The sequence below is a fragment of the Pleurocapsa sp. PCC 7319 genome (genome assembly GCF_000332195.1).
Lineage (GTDB): Bacteria > Cyanobacteriota > Cyanobacteriia > Cyanobacteriales > Xenococcaceae > Waterburya.
The window spans coordinates 31,585-34,723 of the sequence record NZ_KB235916.1 but is presented as its reverse complement, the minus strand read 5'-3'; the positions used below and the strand labels follow the sequence as shown (position 1 = coordinate 34,723).

The window sequence follows — 3,139 nt, the reverse complement described above, 5'->3', positions numbered from 1 at the left end:
ATCCTCAGTTCATGTAGATAAAATTTATACGCTAATAGAGTAGAATCGAACTTGGTGTAAAGACCGAGGTATTAGAATCAGTGGACCACCATTGGGAAGACCACCTAAAATGTTAGTAAATCAACTAAAAACAAGCTAGAGATGATGAAAGATTTCGTAATGCTATTGAGGGAAAATTCGGACAAGCAAAACGACGTTATGGACTTAACTGTATCATGGCAAAACTCTCAAAGACAGCAGAAACTTCTATTGCCGTTACTTTTTTAGTTATCAATCTTTCCACCCTGCTCAGGCAGGTTAGCTGTCTTTTTTTGTCTTTATTTCTGAATACCTATAAATTCGGCTCGATTACTGACTTTTTTATTATTAAAACTGATATTAAAGTCAAATTACTAACATAAAAACTTATTTTTTAAACAAGCTGATTCTTGTCAATTTTTCCGATTACTTTTTCAGCAAACTCTATTTATACAGTACTTTTCTAGCCCTAATCCATAATTAACTAATGTTTGATAAGCATCTTGCTTGTATTGAGATAATAATTGCTTTCTTTCTTCAGCAGTAATTTTGGTATTTTTCAACAATGCACCATATTCAAGCTCAAACTTTGATGCTGTTTGGGGCGTTATACAAGGACACAAAGCAGCCATAGCGTAATCATAGGGATGAGAATTTTTACTAAACTCGACGCTGACAACTGGTTGCTCGTCTGGTGCTGAAAGTAGTTTTTCTCTACTGGTCGAACCCGTAGCTTGTTCTATCAGTTGTTCTCTACGTTCTCCTATCGTTCCGTTAATTTCTACAATAGTTGCCGTACCACCACTCTCTATATCTCTAACGAGTAGACCTGTTAGCAGTTTTTCTGGATCGTTGCGATAAGGATGGTTATCAAAAAAGATATCTAAAGTTTCCTTATATAAAAAACTGTTCTTGGGAGTCAAAGTTATTGCTGGTTCGGCTTTACTATCAACTTCAAACGTTTCAGCCCAGAAATCACATTCCCTTTGAACCTTTACTTTGTTCTCGTCAAAGACCGTTTTGGAGGTGAAGCGACAGTTAATTTTCAGAATACGTACTGCTAACTGAGCGATGACTTCAGCATCAACTACAGGTTCTTTGACCCATTGAATATAATAAATGCGATCGCCTATCTTATCTTTGATTTTTAATTGGATTGCGTCTAAAGTTTCTTTCCATTCACTTTTAGGGGGTATTTTGGTATCCGTTTTAGCCAAGATCCAGAAGTATCCTTTTGACCAAACAACAACAACACCAGGAAACTGTTTACTAAAATGCCAACCAAGACTATTGCCTATCTGACGATCAACTTCTGGACTGAGACGAAAACTAGCGAGATTTAATGAGTTATGAGTTATGGGAAAAATTTCACTGAGATGAATATCAGACATTAATTTAGCCTCAAAGTCGATCAATATTTCAGGGGTTGATAATGAACTAGGATGCTGCGTATTCGCACACAGAATCAAAAACGCAGTATTTACAGGGCAAGCCTGGATTGGCTGGAAAAATACGGTCGAATAACTCAGGGTTACGTTGATAACTTCGTAAATCTCGATTTAATTTCTGGGCAACCAAAGAAAGCTCGATACAAATTGATTCTATAGCTTCGTCTGTAGCGGAAATTGGCTCTGATGCTACCTGTGTTTCAAGATTGTAGAATGAGGCGCTTGCTTGTCGGTCGGGATATACAGCGGTATGCAGGTAAAATAAGTACAGTCATCTGTACTAACGAGTTAAGATCAACAGTATTTTGTTAATGAAGCCTTACTCAATTGACTTGCGTCAAAAAATCGTCGAGAGTTATGAGAACCAAGAGGGTTCGATTCGCCAGTTAGCTAAACGTTTCAAAGTCAGCCCAGATTGCGTCAGGAGACTTCTCAAACGTTATTACACAGAAGGAACAATTAAACCTAAGTCATATACTGGAGGTAATCAACCGATGTTGCAACGTCAACACCTGGAAGTATTAACAACTTTGGTTGAAGAGGATAATGATGCTACTTTGCCTCAGTTAGCTCAAAGACTTGAAGCAAAAACAAATCTTCGGGTTAGTAATTCGACTATTAGTCGTGGAATTAAGAAGTTAAATTTGACTAGAAAAAAAAACTCTCAAAGCAACGGAAGCATATACTCAGGAGAAACAGCTTCAACGTTGTGATTACTGGAATGAAATCAAGGATGTCTCGACCAAAGATTTGGTGTTTCTAGATGAAACAGGAGTTAATTTAGCGATGGTAAATCTCTATGCTCGTGCCATTAAAGGTTATCGCGCTTATAGTCAACGTCCCCTGAAAAAAGGGAAAAATGTTTCTATCATCGGCGCAATGACTTTGGAAGAAGGTTTCTTAACTGGTCTAAGTTTTGATGGTGGAACGAACGGAGATACTTTTTTGTGGTTTCTTGAAAAAATTTTAGTCCCAAAATTATGGAGGGGTGCGGTAGTTATCATGGATAATTTACCCGCACATAAAGTTCAAGGAGTAGCAGAAGCGATCGCCTACTTTGGCGCTAAGCTAGTTTATCTTTCTCCCTATTCACCAGATTTTAATCCGATTGAAAGTCTTTGGTCTAAACTAAAATCTCATCTGCGCTCTGTCGAGGCTCGAACCCGTGAAACACTACATGAGGCTATTCGTGATGGATTACAATCGATTACATTAAAAGATGTCCGTAATTGGTTTACTCATTGCTGCTACTGTGCTTAATAAGTCTGCATACCGCTGTAAATACTGTTCTTTTGTCTCACTGCAACCATCAAGGTACTGATGGTAAACTACTGCCATTCCCGACTCTACCATCTTGAGATTTATTGACTTATTCTCCTGATAGATTTCACCAACTGTTCGACCGTATTTATCAACTGTTACTTTACACGACTTGGCAATTTTAGATCTTTCATCAGGGCTATTTCATTCTAGGTGATATTGTAATTGTGGTAGTGTAAATAAACTAGAAAAGTGAGTGAAATAGCGATAATAGAAGCATTCTCTCGAATGCCAGATCGTAGAAGAAAACAGGGAACAAGGCATTCATTACAATTATGTTTGGCTCTGTTTACACTGGGGGTGACAGCAGGCAACCAAGGCTTTCTTGCGCTCGGAGATTGGCTAAAATCGTA

General features: G+C 38.0%; 5 protein-coding genes and 1 pseudogene. 4 read left to right on the top strand and 2 right to left on the bottom strand.

Annotated elements, in window-relative coordinates; all coding sequences use genetic code 11:
* Positions 1–401: pseudogene (locus tag PLEUR7319_RS39835) on the top strand (transposase); the annotation flags it as partial.
* Between the two features lie 51 nt (positions 402–452).
* Here PLEUR7319_RS39835 and PLEUR7319_RS33580 read toward each other — a convergent pair.
* Positions 453–1,409 carry a hypothetical protein gene (locus tag PLEUR7319_RS33580; RefSeq protein ID WP_051044345.1) on the bottom strand — a complete coding sequence of 319 codons (957 nt, stop codon included), beginning with the start codon at positions 1,407–1,409 and terminating at the stop codon, positions 453–455.
* 368 nt (positions 1,410–1,777) lie between these two features.
* Here PLEUR7319_RS33580 and PLEUR7319_RS0100160 point away from each other — a divergent pair, with 368 nt between their 5' ends.
* Together PLEUR7319_RS0100160 and PLEUR7319_RS0100155 are read left to right on the top strand one after the other, a co-directional pair.
* Positions 1,778–2,179, top strand: coding sequence for a helix-turn-helix domain-containing protein (locus tag PLEUR7319_RS0100160; protein ID WP_019503182.1), 402 nt, complete (start codon positions 1,778–1,780; stop codon positions 2,177–2,179).
* Between the two features lie 13 nt (positions 2,180–2,192).
* The gene (locus tag PLEUR7319_RS0100155; RefSeq protein WP_026102214.1) at positions 2,193–2,726 is read left to right on the top strand and encodes an IS630 family transposase; all 534 of its coding nucleotides are present in this window, start codon (positions 2,193–2,195) and stop codon (positions 2,724–2,726) included.
* Here PLEUR7319_RS0100155 and PLEUR7319_RS42385 read toward each other — a convergent pair.
* On the bottom strand, positions 2,679–2,906 hold the full coding sequence (locus PLEUR7319_RS42385; RefSeq protein WP_256380616.1) for a thermonuclease family protein: 228 nt from the start codon (positions 2,904–2,906) through the stop codon (positions 2,679–2,681). The two genes, PLEUR7319_RS0100155 and PLEUR7319_RS42385, sit on opposite strands and share 48 nt — an antisense overlap.
* A gap of 72 nt (positions 2,907–2,978) precedes the next feature.
* Here PLEUR7319_RS42385 and PLEUR7319_RS43315 point away from each other — a divergent pair.
* On the top strand, positions 2,979–3,139 hold a 161-nt coding region (locus PLEUR7319_RS43315; RefSeq protein WP_144054204.1), incomplete at its 3' end, for a transposase family protein.

What these genes read in the sequence shown, in the direction of transcription:
- PLEUR7319_RS0100160 (WP_019503182.1), top strand. Translation starts at nt 1,778, where the DNA reads ATGAAGCCTTACTCAATTGACTTGCGTCAAAAAATCGTCGAGAGTTAT.
- PLEUR7319_RS33580 (WP_051044345.1), bottom strand. Translation starts at nt 1,409, where the DNA reads ATGTCTGATATTCATCTCAGTGAAATTTTTCCCATAACTCATAACTCA.